This window comes from Micromonospora sp. WMMD712 (genome assembly GCF_029581295.1).
GTDB lineage: Bacteria > Actinomycetota > Actinomycetes > Mycobacteriales > Micromonosporaceae > Micromonospora > Micromonospora carbonacea.
The window spans coordinates 5,519,777-5,536,536 of the sequence record NZ_CP120743.1 but is presented as its reverse complement, the minus strand read 5'-3'; the positions used below and the strand labels follow the sequence as shown (position 1 = coordinate 5,536,536).

20 protein-coding genes and 1 pseudogene are annotated in these 16,760 nt (G+C 74.8%); 7 read left to right on the top strand and 14 right to left on the bottom strand.

What is annotated here, in order from left to right; translation table 11 throughout:
* Nucleotides 1-24: 24 nt before the first annotated feature.
* The gene (locus O7633_RS24205) at nucleotides 25-876 is read left to right on the top strand and encodes an oxygenase MpaB family protein (protein ID WP_282324032.1); all 852 of its coding nucleotides are present in this window, start codon (nucleotides 25-27) and stop codon (nucleotides 874-876) included.
* 204 nt (nucleotides 877-1,080) lie between these two features.
* On the opposite strand, the gene O7633_RS24200 is transcribed toward O7633_RS24205, so the two are convergent.
* The 11 genes from O7633_RS24200 to O7633_RS24150 all read right to left on the bottom strand — a co-directional run bounded on the left by O7633_RS24200 (nucleotide 1,081) and on the right by O7633_RS24150 (nucleotide 9,805).
* Nucleotides 1,081-1,902 (bottom strand): PD-(D/E)XK nuclease family protein, encoded by an 822-nt coding sequence (locus O7633_RS24200; RefSeq protein WP_282328628.1) that lies wholly within the window; start codon nucleotides 1,900-1,902, stop codon nucleotides 1,081-1,083.
* A gap of 224 nt (nucleotides 1,903-2,126) precedes the next feature.
* Nucleotides 2,127-2,741, bottom strand: a complete 615-nt coding sequence (locus tag O7633_RS24195; protein ID WP_282324031.1) for a MarC family protein — start codon at nucleotides 2,739-2,741, stop codon at nucleotides 2,127-2,129.
* A gap of 32 nt (nucleotides 2,742-2,773) precedes the next feature.
* Entirely contained in the window at nucleotides 2,774-3,655 is an 882-nt protein-coding gene (locus tag O7633_RS24190; RefSeq protein ID WP_282324030.1) for a PHP domain-containing protein, read from the bottom strand.
* 149 nt (nucleotides 3,656-3,804) lie between these two features.
* Nucleotides 3,805-5,037 carry a hypothetical protein gene (locus O7633_RS24185; protein ID WP_282324029.1) on the bottom strand — a complete coding sequence of 411 codons (1,233 nt, stop codon included), beginning with the start codon at nucleotides 5,035-5,037 and terminating at the stop codon, nucleotides 3,805-3,807.
* Nucleotides 5,038-5,093: 56 nt separating this feature from the next.
* Nucleotides 5,094-5,903 carry a SigE family RNA polymerase sigma factor gene (locus tag O7633_RS24180; protein WP_282324028.1) on the bottom strand — a complete coding sequence of 270 codons (810 nt, stop codon included), beginning with the start codon at nucleotides 5,901-5,903 and terminating at the stop codon, nucleotides 5,094-5,096.
* A gap of 106 nt (nucleotides 5,904-6,009) precedes the next feature.
* Complete coding sequence (locus tag O7633_RS24175; RefSeq protein ID WP_282324027.1) at nucleotides 6,010-6,888, bottom strand: PH domain-containing protein; 879 nt, start codon at nucleotides 6,886-6,888, stop codon at nucleotides 6,010-6,012.
* A 6-nt stretch (nucleotides 6,889-6,894) separates the two neighbouring features.
* Nucleotides 6,895-7,053, bottom strand: coding sequence for a hypothetical protein (locus O7633_RS24170; RefSeq protein ID WP_165878125.1), 159 nt, complete (start codon nucleotides 7,051-7,053; stop codon nucleotides 6,895-6,897).
* Nucleotides 7,054-7,187: 134 nt separating this feature from the next.
* Nucleotides 7,188-7,871: a DUF6758 family protein gene (locus O7633_RS24165; protein ID WP_348776344.1), complete on the bottom strand. Its 684-nt coding sequence runs from the start codon at nucleotides 7,869-7,871 to the stop codon at nucleotides 7,188-7,190.
* 122 nt (nucleotides 7,872-7,993) lie between these two features.
* Entirely contained in the window at nucleotides 7,994-8,617 is a 624-nt protein-coding gene (locus O7633_RS24160) for an RNA methyltransferase (RefSeq protein WP_178063281.1), read from the bottom strand.
* Nucleotides 8,618-8,694: 77 nt separating this feature from the next.
* Nucleotides 8,695-9,219: a hypothetical protein gene (locus O7633_RS24155; RefSeq protein WP_282324024.1), complete on the bottom strand. Its 525-nt coding sequence runs from the start codon at nucleotides 9,217-9,219 to the stop codon at nucleotides 8,695-8,697.
* A 70-nt stretch (nucleotides 9,220-9,289) separates the two neighbouring features.
* Nucleotides 9,290-9,805 (bottom strand): MaoC family dehydratase, encoded by a 516-nt coding sequence (locus O7633_RS24150; RefSeq protein WP_074477066.1) that lies wholly within the window; start codon nucleotides 9,803-9,805, stop codon nucleotides 9,290-9,292.
* Between the two features lie 551 nt (nucleotides 9,806-10,356).
* Between O7633_RS24150 and trxA the strand changes: the two genes are divergently transcribed.
* From trxA to O7633_RS24135, 3 genes are all read left to right on the top strand, one after another.
* Complete coding sequence (gene trxA / locus O7633_RS24145) at nucleotides 10,357-10,719, top strand: thioredoxin (protein WP_074477065.1); 363 nt, start codon at nucleotides 10,357-10,359, stop codon at nucleotides 10,717-10,719.
* Between the two features lie 185 nt (nucleotides 10,720-10,904).
* Nucleotides 10,905-11,345 (top strand): hypothetical protein, encoded by a 441-nt coding sequence (locus tag O7633_RS24140; RefSeq protein ID WP_278131814.1) that lies wholly within the window; start codon nucleotides 10,905-10,907, stop codon nucleotides 11,343-11,345.
* A complete protein-coding gene (locus tag O7633_RS24135) occupies nucleotides 11,342-12,280 on the top strand; it encodes an MFS transporter permease (RefSeq protein ID WP_278131812.1) in 939 nt (312 codons plus the stop codon). The genes O7633_RS24140 and O7633_RS24135 overlap by 4 nt, the downstream gene beginning before the upstream one ends.
* Before the next feature lie 150 nt (nucleotides 12,281-12,430).
* Here O7633_RS24135 and O7633_RS24130 read toward each other — a convergent pair whose 3' ends face one another.
* The gene (locus tag O7633_RS24130; RefSeq protein ID WP_074477063.1) at nucleotides 12,431-12,811 is read right to left on the bottom strand and encodes a DUF393 domain-containing protein; all 381 of its coding nucleotides are present in this window, start codon (nucleotides 12,809-12,811) and stop codon (nucleotides 12,431-12,433) included.
* A 92-nt stretch (nucleotides 12,812-12,903) separates the two neighbouring features.
* On the opposite strand from O7633_RS24130, the pseudogene O7633_RS33175 reads away from it, so the two are divergent.
* Together O7633_RS33175 and O7633_RS24120 are read left to right on the top strand one after the other, a co-directional pair.
* Nucleotides 12,904-13,474, top strand: a pseudogene (locus O7633_RS33175) (hypothetical protein).
* A gap of 26 nt (nucleotides 13,475-13,500) precedes the next feature.
* Nucleotides 13,501-13,908, top strand: coding sequence for a CoA-binding protein (locus O7633_RS24120; protein WP_282324022.1), 408 nt, complete (start codon nucleotides 13,501-13,503; stop codon nucleotides 13,906-13,908).
* A 75-nt stretch (nucleotides 13,909-13,983) separates the two neighbouring features.
* Here the strand turns inward: O7633_RS24120 and O7633_RS24115 are convergent, their stop codons facing one another.
* The gene (locus O7633_RS24115) at nucleotides 13,984-15,180 is read right to left on the bottom strand and encodes an acyl-CoA dehydrogenase family protein (RefSeq protein ID WP_282324021.1); all 1,197 of its coding nucleotides are present in this window, start codon (nucleotides 15,178-15,180) and stop codon (nucleotides 13,984-13,986) included.
* Nucleotides 15,181-15,386: 206 nt separating this feature from the next.
* Here O7633_RS24115 and O7633_RS24110 point away from each other — a divergent pair, with 206 nt between their 5' ends.
* Nucleotides 15,387-15,821 carry a DUF4190 domain-containing protein gene (locus O7633_RS24110; protein WP_282324020.1) on the top strand — a complete coding sequence of 145 codons (435 nt, stop codon included), beginning with the start codon at nucleotides 15,387-15,389 and terminating at the stop codon, nucleotides 15,819-15,821.
* 21 nt (nucleotides 15,822-15,842) lie between these two features.
* Here O7633_RS24110 and O7633_RS24105 read toward each other — a convergent pair whose 3' ends face one another.
* The gene (locus O7633_RS24105; protein ID WP_282324019.1) at nucleotides 15,843-16,748 is read right to left on the bottom strand and encodes an SDR family NAD(P)-dependent oxidoreductase; all 906 of its coding nucleotides are present in this window, start codon (nucleotides 16,746-16,748) and stop codon (nucleotides 15,843-15,845) included.
* Between the last annotated feature and the right edge of the window lie 12 nt (nucleotides 16,749-16,760).

Here is a 16,760-nt window from a genome sequence, read left to right as displayed (position 1 = left end):
GCCGGGCGTGGCACCCTTGGTCGGGTGGACTCCGATGACCTCGGCCTGTTCGGTCCGGGATCGGTCACGTGGAAGGTGCACGAGGAGCCGATCCTGATCGTCGCCGGCCTGCGCTCGCTCTACCTCCAGGCACTGCACCCCCGGGCCATGGCCGGGGTGGCCCAGAACAGCAACTACCGCACCGACGCGTGGGGCCGGCTGGTCCGGACGGCCACCTACGTCGCCACCACCATCTACGGCACCACCGCCGAGGCCGAGGCCGCCGGGGCCCGGCTGCGCCGCCTGCACGGCCGGATGCGGGCCACCGACCCGGACACCGGACAGGAGTTCCGGATCGACGAGCCGGAGCTGCTGCGCTGGGTGCACGTCACCGAGGTCGAGTCGTTCCTCAGCACCGCCCGCCGGGCCGGGCTGCCGCTGACCGACGCCGAGGCCGACGGCTACTACACCGAGCAGCGCCGGGCGGCGGCCCTGGTGGGGCTCGACCCGGCGGACGTGCCCGGCACGGCAGCCGAGGTCGCGGACTACTACCGGCAGGTCCGGCCGGCCCTGCGGATGACCCGGGAGGCGGCGGAGACGGCCGTCTTCCTCACCGCCCCGCCCCTGCCGTGGAAGCTCAACCTGCCGGCCCGGGTCGGGTTGAACCTCGGGCCGGCCCGGCTGGCATACTTCGGCGTCGCCGGCACCGCGTTCGCGCTGCTGCCGCCCTGGGCGCGCCGGCTGTACGGCGGCCTGGGGCTGCCGACCACCGAACTGTCGGCCGACCTCACCGTCCGCGCCCTGCGGCTGGCGTTGGCGGCCCTGCCGCAGCGCTGGCGGGAGGGGCCGTTGCAGCAGGCGGCGAAGGAACGGGCCGCCCGCCTGACCCCGCGCTGACCGGTCGGGGCCCGCCCCAGGCCGGCCCGCCGGGCCGAGGACTCGGCGTCATGTCGCCGACATGGCGGCATCCCGCCGCTCGGATACCGCCATCAGCCCGACATGACACGCCCGCCCCACCGACCGCACGCCCGCCCCACGCGCCGGGCTGGGCTGACCCACCGGGCTCGCCCGGTGGGTCAGCCCAGCCCAGGTCAGACGAGGTCAGTCCCGGCGGTCCATGGCCGCCCAGGGGTCCTTGCCCGGCGTCTGCGCGCCCGCCGGGCAGGTGCGGCGGTAGTCGCACCAGCCGCAGCGCGGCCCCGGCTCGGCCGGGAAGGCGTCGTCCGGGTCGGAGCCGTCGGCGACGGCCCGCTCGGCGGCCATGATGTCCCGCGCCGTCTCCTCGGCGCGGGTGACCTGCCGGGCCAGCGACTCGACGGTGTGCTCGTGGGCCGCGATCGTGCCGGTGGGCAGGTGGTGCAGCTCGACCCGGCGGCACGGCCGGCGGAACACCCGCTCGGCGGCGTACGCGTAGAGGGCCAGCGCCTGCGAGCCGCGCGCGTCGTCGGCGTCCAGCCCCGTGCGGCCGGTCTTGTAGTCGACGATCACCAGCTCCGGCCCGCTCGCGCCGGTGCGCAGGTCGATCCGGTCGGCGCGCCCGTTGAACGCCAGCACCGCCGTCCTGACCGCCACCACCCGCTCGACGCCGACCGGGTCGGCCTGCGGGTCCAGCGTCTCGACGTAGGACTCCAGCCAGGCCAACGCCCGCCGGTACGCGTCGCGCTCCTGCTCGTCGTCGCGGAACCCGTCGCGCACCCAGGTGCCCCGCAGCAGCCCGGCCAGCGCCTCTGGGCGGCGACGGTCGACGGGCAGGGCATACCAGTTCTTCAGGGCGGTGTGCACGCTCGCGCCCAGCGAGTTGTGGGCCCACGGCGGGCCCTTCGGCGGCGCGGGCCGGTCCACGTACGAGTAGCGGTAGCGGCGGGGGCAGTCCGCGTACGCCCCGAGCTTGCTGGGGGTGCACACGAACAGCCGCTCCGGCATGCCGTCGAAGCCGAGCTGCTCGGGCTCGGCGGCCCGGCGGGACTGGGCGGGCTGGCCGGCGCGGGGGCGCGGGGTCCGGCCCGACCCGGCGGTGGGTCGGCCGGCGGGGCGGCCGGATGAGGAGGCTGGTCGCACCCCGCGATCCTGCCACCCGGATACGACAGCCGGCCCGACCCGGCCGGCGGGTCGCGCCGCCGGATCGGCCACGCCCACGGTGACGCCGCTCAGGTCGCGTTCGTGTACTGGGTGACGAAGGCCGCGATGGCGTCGGCGATGAGCTGCACCGCGATCGCGGCGAGCAGCAGGCCGGCGATCCGGGTGAGCACCTCGATCCCGCCCGGCCGCAGGATCTTGACGATCCCGCCGGAGAAGCGCAGCACCACCCAGACGGTGAGCATCACCGCCACGATGGCCGCGGCGATGGCACCGTAGTCGAGCGCCCGGTCGGCCTGCTGGACGAAGAGCATGGTCGCCACGATCGCGCCCGGCCCGGCCAGCAGCGGGGTGCCCAGCGGCACCAGGGCGATGTTCGAGGTGGCCTGCTGGGTGGGGTCGTCCGCCTTGCCGGTCAGCAGCTCCAGGGCGACGAGGATCAGCAGCAGCCCGCCGGCCGCCTGGAGCGCCGGCAGGTCGACGTGCAGGTACGCCAGCAACGTCTGCCCGGCCACGGCGAAGACCACGATCACCCCGAGCGCCAGGGCCACCGCCTGCCAGGCGGCCCGGTTGCGGTCCCGGGCGGACAGGGGGCCGGTGAGCGCGAGGAAGATCGGCATCATGCCCGGCGGGTCGACGATGACCAGCAGGGTCACGAAGACCTCACCGAAGAGCTTCAGATCCACCCGGAGAGGGTAGCCGCGCAGGTGGAGGCGGATCAGGCCGAAGCGACCGGGGTCACGCCGGTGGCCGCGGCCACGATCCGCCCGTACGCCTCGGGCGAGGTGGTGAACGCGCCGAGCCGGACGGTCTTGTGCGTGCCGTGGAAGTCCGACGAGCCGGTGACGAACAGGCCCAGCTCGGCGGCGAGCGCCCGCACGTGCGCCCGCTCGGCCGGGGAATGGTCCTCGTGGTCGGCCTCCAGGCCGGCGAGCCCGGCCGCCGCCAGCGCGACGATCAGCTCGTCGGGCACGATCCGGCCGCGCCGGCTCGCCCGGGGGTGGGCGAAGACGGGCACGCCGCCCGCGGCGCGCACCAGCCGGACCGCCCGGAACACGTCGATGTCGTCCTTGGGCAGCCGGTACCGCTCGCCCAGCCAGTCCGGCCCGAACGCCTCGGTGGTGGTGGCCACCAGCCCGGCGCGGATGAGGGCCTGGGCGATGTGCGGGCGGCCCACCGTCCCGCCGGCCGCCCCGGCGAGGATCTCCGGCCAGCTCAGTTCGACGCCGTCGGCGCGCAGCAGCGCGACGATGCGCTCGCCGCGCGCCTCGCGGGCGGCCCGCACCCGGGCCAGCTCCGCGCCCAGCTCCGGCTCGTCCGGGTCGAAGAGGTACGCGAGCAGGTGCAGCGCCACCGGCGGGTCGGCCCCGTGCCACCGGCAGGAGAGCTCCGCGCCCCGGACCAGGGTGAGGCCGGGGGGCAGCGCGGCCACGGCGGACGCCCACCCGGCGGTGGTGTCGTGGTCGGTGATCGCCACGACGTCCAGGCCGGCGTCGGCGGCGGCCCGGACCAGCTCGGCCGGGGTGAGGGTGCCGTCGCTGGCCGTCGAGTGGGCGTGCAGGTCGATCCGGGCGGCGGCCGGCACCGGGGGCGGGGTCATCGTCCGACGCTACCGGTGCCGACGGCAGGTCAGGGTGCGGGGTCGACGCCCACGGCAGGTCAGAGGGCCGAATCGACGCCCACGGCAGGTCACAGCGCCGGGTCGACGCCCACGGCAGGTCGGAGTGCCGGATCGGTGCCGGCTGCCCGTCACGGTGCGGGGTCGGTGACGACGACCGGCCGGTCGGCCGGCTCGACGCCGGTCACCGGGCTGGCGACGGCCGGTTCCCCGGCGACCACGCGGTCGGGCCGCACCGGCACCAGCCCGCCCCGGGCGGCCACATACCAGGCGGCGCCGGCCGGCGTCCAGCACACCGCCCCGGCCAGCGTCGGGCCGGCGGGGCGGGCGACCGGGGTGCCGCCGAGGGTGGCGAGGTCGACCAGGAGCGCCCCGGTGCCGTCGGGCGAGCCGGTGCGGCCGTTCAACAGCAGCCAGCGGCCGTCGGCGGAGACCCCGCCGAGCCCGTCGGCGCTGAGGGTCGGCCCGCAGGCCGTGCGGATCGTCGCCAGCGCCCGGGCGGGGTCGAGCAGCGCCAGGCAGGGACGTCGGGGCGTGCCGGCGGGGACCAGGCCGACGAGCCGGCCGTCCGGCAGCGCCCCGTGGACCGCGAGGACGTCGCGCCAGCCGTCGGTGGCGAGCCCGCCGGTGGCCGGATGCCAGAGCGCGTAACCGGGTCCGGCCGGGTCGCGGCGTACCAGGACGGAGTTGCCGGCGAAGCCGACCGGCACGGCCGCGCCGGTCGCCGTCGTGCCGGAGACGGCGACGAGCCGGTCGGCGACGATCCCGGCGAGGGAGATCCGGTCGCCGTCGCGCCAGGCGACCTGATCGCCGTCGGGGGCGACGGCGATCGCCTCCGCGCCGGCCAGCAGCACCCGCGTGCTGCCGTCGGGGTGCACGGACAGCAGGGCCCGGCCGGCGACGGTGGGCGCGCCCACCACCAGCCAGCCGCCCTTGTCCGCTACGCGCTGCGCCCGGTCGGCGGCGACGACGCCGAGGGGGATGTCCGTGTTCCCGGCGGTGTAGAGGGTGCCGTCGACGATCAGGTCCACCGCGCCGCCGGCCGGCCCGAGGGCCGGGCGGGGCGATCCGGCCGACGGGCTCGACACCGGTTCCGGCACCGGCCAGGAGGAGCCGCGCGGGTCGCCGAGCACCACGGTCGGCGGGGTGGACTGGCCGGACTGCGGACTGAGCTGCACCATGCCGACGCTGACCAGCACCGTGGCCACGCCGGCCAGGGCGGTGCCGGTGAGGACCCGGCGGCGGCGGACCCGGGTGGCCCGCCGGATGGCCAGGCCGGCCGGGTCGACGGTGCCCGGCAGCGGCGCGGCGGCCTGCCGGGAGAAGGTCTCCCGGAGGGCGCGCTCCAACTCGTCCGCCGTCACGACTGTTGGACGCGCGGGAACGGGCGTCCGGTTGTCACCGGGACCGGCCACCCCGCTCACCTCCGCTCCGCGCCGACGGCCTCGGCCGGCGCCCCGAGCGGGGCGACGACGGCCTCGCCGGCCACCGGGAGCGGCGCGCCGCCGGCCGGGGCGGGCGCGGCGGGCGTCCCGGCCCGGGTGGGGCGCGGCACGGCGGGCACCGCCGCGGGGGCGGGACGGGGCGGGGCCACCGGGGCGGGGCGGGCGGCGGGGTCGGCCTGCCGGGTGGGCCGGGAGCGGGCGGCGGCGGCGGGCCGCGTCCGGGGGTCGGGCCGGTTGCCCGCCCGCCCGGCGGGCTGCGGCTCCGCTGCGGCGTCGGTCAGGTCGAGGGCGGCCTGCGCGCCCAGCCGTCGGCGCAGGGTGGCCAGCGCCCGGGAGGTCTGGCTCTTCACGGTGCCCGGGGAGATCTCCAGCAGCGCGGCGGTCTGGGCCTCCGACATGTCCTCGTAGAAGCGCAGCACCAGCACCGCCCGCTGCCGGCTGGGCAGCGCCCTGAGCTGCCGCCACAGCACGTCCCGGTCGAGCTGCTGCTCGATCTCGTCGACCCCGGCCCGCTCGGGCAGCACCTCGGTCGGCCGCTCACCGTGCCAGCGCCGCCGCCACCAGCTCGTCGACGTGTTGACCATGACGCGGCGCGCGTACGGCTCGATCGCCTCGATGCCGCCGAGCCGCTTGCAGGCGAGGTAGGTCTTGGTCAGCGCGGTCTGGAGCAGGTCCTCGGCTGTGGCCCAGTCGCCGGTCAGCAGGTACGCGGTGCGCAGCAGCGCCCCGGAGCGGGCCGCGACGAACTCGCGGAACTCCTCCTCCAGCGGGTCTTTCGCGGCCACCGCTCACCTCCCGCACCCCCGTGCCTGCATGGCAGGTTGTCATGCCCGGGGCGGACCGGGCGACGGCGAAAGGTGCGGCGTTCCTCCGATGTTCGGACGGAAAGTTTCACGCCCCGTCGTCGGCCTTGGCCTCGTCCGCCTCCTTGCCCAGCCGGGCTTCGACCGCCTGCGGCTCGTACATCTCCTCGACGACGCGCAGGTAGAGCTCGTTCGGGTTGGGTAGGTTCTTGATCTCGCGGAGCGCCTGGTCCTGGCCGGCGGACTCCAGCACGAACGTGCCGTAGTTGAGGGCGCGGCCGGTGGGACTCTGCTCGTATTTCATGTCGGTGACCCGGGCGAGGGGCATCATCGCCACCTTGCGGGTGACGATGCCGTTGACCACCATGACCCGCTTGTTGGTCAGGATGAACCGGTCGTACCACCAGTCGGCGACCTTCCAGGCCACCCAGCCCATCACGGCGAACCAGAGCAGCACCGCGATGGTGGTCAGCGCGCCCACGTCCCGCCCGGCGAGGAAGCCGGAGAGGTAGCCGAGGACGAAGGTCGCCCCGATGCCCACCAGGATCGGCGTGGTCAGGTGGATCCAGTGCCGCTTCCACTCACCCCGGTAGCGCTCGGTGGGGAAGAGGTAGCGCGCCACCAGCGAGCTCGGCTCGTCCTCCAGCGGCAGGACCCGGCGGGGGCCGAGCGGCATGCCGGAGGCGTCGACCCGCAGCCCGGCGAGCTCCTCTTCGGAGATCTGCGGCGGCTGGTAGTCGGCCTCCGGGTCACGGACCCAGGCCCGGCCGGAACGCGCCTGGCCGCCGAAGGGACCGTCGCCGTAGCCGGCGTCGTCGGAGAATGGCGGACCGTCGGCGAAGCCCGGCCCCGGGCCTGGGCCCGGAATGTCCTCGGGCCTGACCCTGGGGATCGGCTCCGTGTCTCGGTCCCGGCGCTCCCGGTCGGGGTCGTCGGGGTCGAAAGGCGGACCGGAGGGGCTGCCCATCGGCGGTTAGGCGATGAGGCTGGTGAAGAAGTCGCCGAACCCCTGGGCGATGTCCATGATGCCGCCGCCGATCGACTTGAAGACGTCTGCGGCGGAATTTGGCCGGTACGCAACAAAGAAGATCAAGAATGCGATACCGGCCCAGGTGAGGACCTTCTTGACCATGGCGGGCCATCCTCTCGCGCGGCGCCGGGTCCATTTACCGCAGCGGCACCCAGAGTATCAGTTAGGTGTCGTACAGTGAATCTCTGCGTCCGCTCTCCGACAGAACGGGCAGACTCGCCGAGCCTCTCGGCTCGTCAGGCCTTCCCGTGCAGGTACGGAGACGGAGCGCCGTACACGAGCTCGGACGGCGTCCACTCTGTGAGGTCGTGCAACTCCACGTCCTCGGCGAGCAGATGTCCCGCGCTCGCCGGCCAGGCTATCGCATGAAGCCACAATCCCCGAGCCTCGCCGGCGTACGCGCTTCGATCCGTCGGAGAATTCACGAGCCACAGTGGAGTCGGGTGGCCGGCGACACGGATCCTGGCCTGCCCGACATGCCCCGGATGCCCGGGGCCGGGATCGTCCAGCGCCTCGGCGAGTTGCGGACCCGGGTCGGGGCCGGCCATGCCGGCGAACCGGGTGCCCAGCCCGACGCCCGGCTCCTCCGCCACGAACACCAGGTCGGCGGGGCCGCCGCCGAGCGGCTCGGGCCCGGCGAAGGCCACGGCGGTGGCCCGCACCCCGGCGCGCTCGTCCCCGGCGTACGCCACGCCGGTGAGGGTCCAGCCGGGCGGCATGGGCCACGGGCACCAGACCGGCGTGGCGGGGCCGTCGGCGGGACCGGCGGCGGCGACCCGGCCCACGACGCTGGCCACGATCTCCGCTCCGATGTGCTCCGGCACGTGCAGCGGTGGCACGGGACCGCAGCGCGCGCAACGCCACTCCGTGTGCATCAGGTCCGGCTCCCGGACGGATCCACCACACCTGGGGCAACTCACCGCGACACTCACGTTTCCACCGTCGCCCCGGCTCGGCCCACAGTCAAGTGGAGCGGCCGAATCCCCCGGCGCGTCGCGGCGGGATACGGCACGGCGCAGCGGACGTCAGAAGGCGGCGGACGTCAGGCGGGCGGCGGGCCGGCGTGGGCGCGGATCCAGGCGTGCATGGCGATGCCGCTGGCCACCCCGGCGTTGATCGACCGGGTCGAGCCGTACTGGGCGATGGAGAAGAGCTGGTCGCAGGCAGACCGGGCGGCCTCGGACAGCCCCGGCCCCTCCTGGCCGAACAGCAGCGCGCAGCGGCGGGGCAGGCTCGTCGTCTCCAGCGGCCGGGAGCCGGGCAGGTTGTCGATGCCGACCACCGGCAGGCCCCGGTCCGCCGCCCAGGCGGCGAACTCCCCGATCGTCTCGTGGTGGCGGACGTGCTGGTACCGGTCGGTGACCATGGCGCCCCGCCGGTTCCACCGCCGCCGCCCCACGATGTGCACCTCGGCCGCCAGGAAGGCGTTGGCGTTGCGGACCACGGTGCCGATGTTGAGGTCGTGCTGCCAGTTCTCGATCGCCACGTGGAAGTCGTGCCGACGCCGGTCGAGGTCGGCCACCACGGCCTCCCGCCGCCAGTACCGGTACCGGTCCACGACGTTGCGCCGGTCGCCCTCGGCGAGCAGCTCCGGGTCGTAGCGCGGGTCGTCCGGGGGGTCGCCGGTCCACGGCCCCACGCCGACCTCAGGCTGATCACCGGTCACGATCTGGAGAGGGTACGGACCTCCCGGCCGCCCCGCGCCGCCGGGTGCGCCGGGGTCACCCGTCGGGTCGCTCCGGTTCAGCCCAGGTCGAGGGCCCCGCCCAGCCGGTCCAGGAACCGCCGGTCGGCCGGGGTCACGGCCCCGCCCGCCGGGGCCCCGGCGGTGGCCCGGCGGACCCGGGCCGCAACCGACTGCACCCACTGCCGGTACGCGGCCGAGTCGGCGGGGTCGGCCCGCCGGCGCAGCACCCGGACCGTGGCCCGGCAGGCGGCCAGCACGTCGACCAGGTCGGTGAGCCGGTCCTCGGCGGCCGCCCCGTCGTGCCGGGCGTAGATGGCGGCGACCACGGCACGCACCAGGTCGCTGTCGGAGGCCCGCCCGGCGGCCACGGCGTCGAGGCCGGCCAGCCCGGCGGCGACGCCCCGGGGCGGGCCGCCGGGGGCGGGCTCGGCGGCGGCCACGAGCACCCGGCCGGGCAGGCCGGTCAGCAGGTCCCACTCGGCGGCGGAGTAGGCGGCGGTGGTCAGCGGTGCGGCGCGGCGGCCGGCAGAGGACGGCTCTCCGGCGACGGAGTGGCTCATGGGCACCTCCGGCGCCAGCATATGACCCCGTACGGCCGGTCGGGGCCCTTCCCGCAACCGCGCGGCGCGGACCGCCGGCGGACGAACGGGGTCAGCGCGGCTCGGGGAAGCTCGGCCGCTCCGGGTCGACGCCCTCGGGCACGGTCGCGGCGGCGTACGCCTGCTTGGGGACCATCACCCGGCGGCGGAAGACGCAGACCATGGTGCCGTCCTGCTTGTAGCCACGGGTCTCGACCGACACGACGCCCCGGTCGGGCTTCGAGGAGGACTCGCGCTTGTCCAGGACGGTGGTCTCGCCGTAGATGGTGTCGCCGTGGAAGGTCGGTGCGACGTGCCGCAGCGACTCGACCTCCAGGTTCGCGATGGCCTTGCCGCTGACGTCGGGCACGGACAGGCCGAGCAGCAGGGAGTAGACGTAGTTGCCGACCACCACGTTGCGGCCGAACTGGCTCGCCGAGCCGGCGTAGTGCGCGTCGAGGTGCAGGGGGTGGTGGTTCATGGTGAGCAGGCAGAAGAGGTGGTCGTCGTACTCGGTGACGGTCTTGCCCGGCCAGTGCCGGTAGACCGCGCCGACCTCGAACTCCTCGTAGTAGCGGCCGAACTGCATCGGGGCCCCCTTCACGGGCGGGCGACGGAGTTCGGGCCAGCATGCCTTATCGAGGGTTAAGGCGAGGCCGGGGGCCGCAGGCGGCCGAGGAAATGTCACACCGGCCGCGCTCCCGGGGGGAGACGCAATGAGCGGCGGGGCCCTCCCCGGCACCCGCCGCCCACGCTCTGATGGGGAAGATTCTGCCCCACCGCGCACCCCGGTCAACAGAGACCGGGGTCACATTTATCGTTTCGTAACAATACGAAGAGTAACGATCATGAAGTGTGGGAGCGATCACCGCAGGTCGAATCGTCGCTAGTCAGGCATCAGATCATCGAAGTTGATCAGCAATCAGGCCCCCCACCTGTGGAAACGCTCCCATCACGTCCCGTCACGCAAATGCGTCGTGCATGTGCATGCAGCAAGGAGGCCGGCAACAGATGAGAATCGATACGCTGGCACCCCGTTCCCGGCCCCGCCGGGTTTCGGGGGCGGACGCCCGGGAATGCGCCGGGTCCCGTCCTGGTTCCAGCAGGCGTACGTGATTCCGCGGTGATCGGAGAGTCCACATGGCAACCGTTGAGCTGACCACGACGAACTTCGACGAGGTGGCGGGCGGCGACGGCATCGTCCTCGTCGACTTCTGGGCGGAGTGGTGCGGCCCGTGCAAGCGGTTCGCCCCGGTCTACGAGCGCTCCTCCGACAAGCACCCCGACATCGTCTTCGGCAAGGTCGACACCGAGGCCCAGCAGGAGCTCGGCGCGAAGTTCGACATCCGCTCGATCCCGACGATCATGGCGATCCGGGACGGCGTGATCGTCTTCGCCCAGCCGGGGGCGCTGCCCGAGTCGGCCCTGGAGAACCTCATCGAGCAGGTCCAGGCCCTCGACATGGACGACGTCCGCAAGAAGCTGGCCGAGCACAAGCACTGAGCGCCGGGCGCTCACCGAGCCCGCGCCGACCGGCGGCCGGGCCCCAACCGGGGCCCGGCCGCCGCCGCGTCAGCAGGGCCGCCGTCCGGCGGGGCGTCACCGGCCCGCGTCACCGGTACGGTTGGGGCGGGCCACCCGACGGAGGGACCCGAAGGGCGCCCTTCATCCCGTAGCGTCGGAAACCGATGGAAACGCTGACCCGCCGGGGCCGGGGGGCCCGACTGGCCGCCACCGCGCTCGGCCTCGTCGTGCTGCTCGCCGGCACCGCCTGGGGCACCGACGACGACTTCCCGTTCGGGCCGTTCCGGATGTACTCCACGTCCGACCCGCCGGACGCCGCCGCCCCCGACACCCGCGTCGAGGGCGTCGACCGCACCGGGGCCCTGGTCGACCTGGGCCAGGAGGCCACCGGCATCCGCCGGGCCGAGATCGAGGGCCAGCAGAGCCGGTACGTCGAGGACCCGGCCCGGCTGCGCCGGGTCGCCGACGCGTACGCCGAACGCCACCCCGACGCCGCCGCGCTGGTCGAGGTGCGCATCGTGATCCGCTGGTACGGCATCGCGGACGCCCGGCCGACCGGGCGCTGGACCGACGAGACCGTGGTGAGCTGGCGGGCGGACGGGTGATCGGCTGGCTCACCGAGGCGGTCCCCCGGGGCCGGGTGGCCGCCTTCCGCACCCTGGTCTACCTCTTCGTCGCCGCCGACCTGGTCTTCTTCACCCCCTGGGTGCGCGCCCGCGCGAGCGTGCCCGGCGACCTCTACCAGCCACTGCTCGTCGGGCGCGTGCTCCCGCTGCCGACCCCCACCCCGGCGCTGGTCGGCGCGATCTTCTGGGCGCTGCTGGCGCTCGCCCTGCTCGCCGCGACCGGGCGGGCCCACCGCCTGCTCGGCTGGTCGGTCTTCGCGCTCTACCTGGAGTGGATGATCATCGCGATGAGCTACGGCAAGGTCGACCACGACCGGTTCGGCCTGCTCGTCGCGCTCGCCGCGCTGCCCACCGCCGGCCGGGCCCGGCACGGCGACCCGACCCGCACCGAGGCCGGCGGCTGGGCGCTGCGGGTCACCCAGATCGCGGTGATCTGCACCTACTTCCTGGCCGCCTTCGCGAAGTTCCGGTTCGGGGGCCTCGACTGGGCCACCGGGTCCGTGCTCGCCAAGGCGATCATCCGGCGCGGCACCGACCTGGCCGACCTGATCGCCGGCGTGCCCCACCTGCTGCTCGTGGCGCAGTTCGGCATCCTCGCCTTCGAGCTGCTCAGCCCGGTGGTCTTCGTGCTGCCGCCCCGCTGGCGGCTGGCCACGGTCGGCTTCTTCTACTCGTTCCACCTGGTCACCATGGCCACCATCACCATCTCGTTCGCCCCGCACCTGGTGGCCATGGCCAGCTTCCTGCCGCTGGAACGGGTGCGCCCGGTCGTCTGGCTGCGCCGGCTCGGCCGGGGCGGACCACGGGGACGGCCGCGCCGGGGCGGGCCGGCGGGGCGGCCCGGCCAGCTCGACGACCAGCCCCGGGCGGTCACGGGCGACGGCCGCCGCCCCGCGCCGCTGCACCAGCCGTAGGCCCGCCGGGCGTTCCGTAGGGAACCGCCACGCGCCGCGCCGCGCCGCGGGCGTGGTGCGGGGCACGTCGCGCGCGTGGCGCCGGCGGGGCGAGGCTCGGTCCGGGCGTGGCGTGGACGTGGCGAGGGCTTGGCGTATGCGTGGTGCGGGTCAGTCCCGCGGGGCCGAGGGCACGGCGCAGGCGGCCGTGCCGCCCGGCAGCCGGTGCCGGTTGCGGGCCACCCAGCGGTACACCGGCCAGGCGGCCAGGCGGACGGGCGGGAACCGCAGCCCGGCCCCGGCGACCCGCCACAGGGGACCGCTGTCGCCGAGCAGCCGCGCGATCGCGTCCGGCCCGGCGGCCCTTGAGCCGTCCGCGCCGACCCACTGCACCGCGTCGGCGCACTCGGCCGCCGTCAGACCCAGCGCGTCGAGGTCGGCGAACTGCCAGGGCAGCACCCGCGCGCGGGTCGGGATGCGGCGCTCGATGAACTCCGCGCACTTCGTGCAGAACGCGCAGTCGCCGTCGAAGACGAAGGTCGACCTCTCCATGCCCTCATCCTCCCCCCGACGCCCCGCCGGCCGTACGCCGGTGTCCGGCACGTCACTTGCACTTCGTTCGTACGCGTGTTCGAATGGGGTGCATGCGCTGGGACAGCCTCTCCGCTCCCCCGGACGAGGCCGGTTCCGAGCGGGCAGCGCCGGCGGCTCCACCCCTGCCGCTGGCGCTGCCCGGCGCGGCCATCCGCACCTTCGACACGCCCGGCTTCGCCGGGATGACCTTCCACGAGGTGCGGGCCAAGTCGATCATCAACCCCCGTCCGGGCGCTGACCGACGCCGGCTTCTCCGTCGGCGTGCTGACGGCCCCCGTCCTGCCCGGCCTCTGCGACGACGACGCGTCGATCGACGCCACCGTGTCGGCCGTCGCCGCCGCCGGGGCGGCCAGCGTGACGCCGCTGGTCCTGCACCTGCGCCCCGGCGCCCGCGAGTGGTACGCGCGTTGGCTCGGCCGGGAGCACCCGCACCTCGTCCCCCGCCACCGCGAGCTCTACCGGGCGGGCGCGTACGCGCCGCAGGCGTACCAGCGGGAGGTGGCCGCCCGGGTGCGCATCGCCCCCCGACGGCACGGCCTGGCCCGCGCCGGGGTGGGCGAGGGTCGGCGGCCGGCAGCCGAGCCGGGCCCGCCGCCGGCCGAGCAGCTCACCCTGCTCTGACCCGCGCGGCGGGCTAGAGTCGCGGGATGCGCAGCGCCCAGCAGATCCTCGCCGACTCCGCCGTGATCGCCGTCGTGGGCGCGTCCCGCGATCCCGGCAAGGCCGCGCACCGGGTGCCGGCGCAGATGCAGCGGTACGGCTGGCGGATCATCCCGGTCAACCCGACGGTCGACGAACTGTTCGGCGAGCGGGCCTACGCGTCGTTGGCTGACATCCCGCACCCGGTGGACCTGGTGGACGTGTTCCGGCCGGCGCGGGACGCCGTCGGGGTGGTGCGCGAGGCGGTGGCGATCGGCGCGCCCGCGGTGTGGTTGCAGCTCGGGATCGTCTCGCCCGAGGCGCGGCGGATCGCCGAGGAGGCCGGCGTCGATTACGTCGAGGACCGCTGCCTGATCGTCGAGCGGGCCGCCGGCGGCCTGACCCGCCTCGGCTGACTGCCGCCCGCCGGCGGGTTTGCAGGGGGCCCTTCCTATGCAGAATGCGTTGACAGGGGGCCCTTCCTTGCACCGTCAGAGGCGGTAGTCGCGCAGGAGGCCGCGGGAGATGATGGTCTTCTGGATCTCCGAGGTGCCCTCGCCGATGAGCAGGAACGGGGCCTCCCGCATCAGCCGCTCGATCTCGAATTCCTTGGAGTAGCCGTAGCCGCCGTGGATGCGGAACGCCTCCTGGACGACCTCGGCGCAGTACTCGGAGGCCAGCAGCTTGGCCATGCCGGCCTCGACGTCGTTGCGCTGGCCGGCGTCCTTGAGCCGGGCGGCGTTGACCATGAGGGCGTGCGCGGCCTCGATCTTCGTGCCCATCTCGGCGAGCTTGAACGCGATCGCCTGGTGCTGCGCGAGCGGCTGGCCGAACGTCCGGCGCTGCTGGGCGTACGCGACGGCCAGCTCGAAGGCGCGGATGGAGATGCCGCAGGCGCGGGCGGCCACGTTGACCCGGCCGACCTCGATGCCGTCCATCATCTGGTAGAAGCCCCGGCCGACCCGCTCCTCGCCGCCGAGCACGGCGGAGGCGGGGACGGTGACGCCGTCGAGGATCATCTCGGTGGTCTCGACGCCCTTGTAGCCCATCTTGTCGATCTTGCCGGGGATGGTGAGGCCGGGCGCGGTCTCGCCGAAGCCGGGCTCCTTCTCCAGCAGGAAGGTGCTCATGTTGCCGTAGACCGAGTCGGCCCCGGCGTCGGTCCTGACCAGGGTGGCCACCACCGAGGAGTACGCCCCGTTGGTCAGCCACATCTTCTGGCCGTCGAGGACGTAGGTGTCGCCGTCGCGGACCGCCTTCGACCTGATCGCCGAGACGTCCGAGCCGCACTCGGGCTCCGACATCGAGAACGCCCCCCGCACCTCCCCGGTGGCCATCCTCGGCAGCAGCCGGGCCCGCTGCTCGGCGGAGCCGTGCTGCGAGATCAGGTACGCCACGATGAAGTGGGTGTTGACGATGCCGGAGATCGACATCCAGCCCCGGGACAGCTCCTCGACCACCAGGGCGTACGTCAGCAGGGACTCGCCGAGCCCGCCGTGTTCCTCGGCGATGGTGAGGCCGAACAACCCCAGCTCGCGCATCCCGTCGAGGATGTCCGTGGGGTACTCGTCGGCGTGCTCCAGCCGCTGGGCGTGCGGGACGATCTCCTTGTCGACGAACTCCCGGACGGTCTCCAGGATCGACCGCTGCACGTCGGTCAGGCCGGGCGTCTGGGCGAGTCTGGCCATCTCAGCCTCCGGGGGAATCGGCACGTCGTTCGTCGACACGTCACCCACGGGCGCACTACTCGTGGGTAACTGAACGTTCGGTAAGTATCGGCCCGCCGGGCCGGCGCGGCCAAGGCGGCCGGTCCACCCAACCGCTGTGAAAAGGTTCACCGCTGCGGGTAGCGTCCGCAATAGGCCAGGTCACGACGGGTAGCGGGAGGTGCCGGATGAGTTATCCACCGCGCGAGCCGGACGAACCGCCATCCCCGTACGAGCCCCCGCCGCCGCCCGGCCGACACGAACCGCCGTCGCCGTACGAGCCGCCGCCACCCGCCCAGTACGGGGCCCCGCCTCCGGGCTACGGGCAGTACGGCCCGCCGCCGGGGCAGGGCCCGTATCCGCCGCCTGCCGGCCAGGGGCGGGGCACCAACGTCCTCGCCGTGCTGTCGCTGGTCTTCGCGTTCGTCTTCGCCCCCGCCGGCATCGTGCTCGGCCACCTGGCCAAGCGGCAGATCCGGCGCACCGGCGAGGACGGCGACCAGTTCGCCACCTGGGGCCTGATCCTCAGCTACGTCTTCACCGTGATCGGCCTGATCGCCTGCTGCGGCTGGCTCGGGCTGGTCTTCTGGGGCGGCTCCATGGACGGCAGCTCCTACGACTGATCCCGCCGGGCCCCGGGGCGGTCAGCGGAACTGCGCCTCCCGGACGCTGTTGCCGCCGTCGACCACCAGCATCTGCCCCGTGATGTACGACGCGGCCGGCGAGCAGAGGAAGGCGATCGCGGCGGCCACCTCGTCCGGGGTGCCGGGGCGACCCACCGGCGTGCCGAGGCCCTGCCGGATCTCCGCCACGGTGGAGGCGGCGGTGTGGATGGTGCCGGGGGCCACCGAGTTCACCGTCACCCCGTCGGCGATCATCTCCATCGCCAGCGCCCGGGTCAGCCCCACCACGCCCGCCTTCGCCGCCGCGTACGCCGCCTCGGTGGGCAGGGCGTTCACCGGGCCGGCCGTGGCCGCGAGGTTGACGATCCGGCCCCAGCCGCGCTCGGCCATCCCACCGATGAACGCCCGGCTGCACAGGAACGCCGTGGTCAGGTTCCGGTCGATCTCGCCGCGCCACTCGTCGTAGCTGAGCTGGGCCACCGGGCGCAGCACCTCCGGGCTGGCCCGGCTCGCCAGGCCGGCGTTGTTCACCAGCACCTCGACGTCGCCGAGCTGCTCGGCCACCGCGTCGGCGAGCGCGCCGACCTCCGACTCGTCGGTGAGATCCGCGACGAAACCCGTCACCCCCAGCTCGCCGGCCCGCTCGTGGATGCGCCTGGTGGTGGAGACGATGGCCACCCGGGCCCCCAGGTCCGCCAGCCGGCGGGCGGTGGCGTACCCGATGCCGTCGGCGCTGCCCGCGCCCGTGACCAGGGCGACCCGGCCGTCGAGCCGCATGGTGACCGGCTCCGGCAGCGCCACCGGGGCGTCCTCGTCGGCCGGGCCGGCCCCGGCGGTGGGGCGGCTGCGCCGGGGCAACCCCGGGCGGCTCACGTCCCGTCGTGATCGGCTGCCGGAGCGGTCCGCGCCGCGCGCGTCGATTGCCATGCCGCGATCCTG